Annotated in this window: 1 protein-coding gene; it reads left to right on the forward strand. The window is 68.1% G+C overall.

Going from position 1 to position 385, the window contains the following annotated elements:
- Positions 1–139 precede the first annotated feature (139 nt).
- The coding region (locus tag G7007_RS22080) for a hypothetical protein (protein WP_219859203.1) at positions 140–385 on the forward strand (246 nt) is incomplete at its 3' end.

The raw sequence follows: 385 nt of genomic DNA on the forward strand, positions 1-385 counted from the left end.
TGCGCAAGCAACCTGTGGGAGCGGGCTTGCCCGCGATGCAGGCGGCGCCTGACAGGGCCTGTCGCTGGCAAGCCAGCTCCCACCCAGATCTCGGCAACCTGTCGCTGTGGACATGGCTGCGCAAGCAGCTTGTGGGGGCTTGCCCGCGATGCAGGCGGCGCCTGACAAGGCCTGTCGCTGGCAAGCCAGCTCCCACCCAGACCTCGACAGCCTGTCGGTGTGGACATGGCTGCGCAAGCAGCTTGTGGGGGCTTGCCCGCGATGCAGGCGGCGCCTGACAAGGCCCTATCGCTGGCAAGCCAGCTCCCACCCAGATCTCGGCAACCTGTCGCTGTGGACATGGCTGCGCAAGCAACCTGTGGGGCTTGCCCGCGATGCAGGCGGC

It is taken from the genome of Pseudomonas entomophila, from assembly GCF_013523125.1.
Classification (GTDB): domain Bacteria; phylum Pseudomonadota; class Gammaproteobacteria; order Pseudomonadales; family Pseudomonadaceae; genus Aquipseudomonas; species Aquipseudomonas entomophila_B.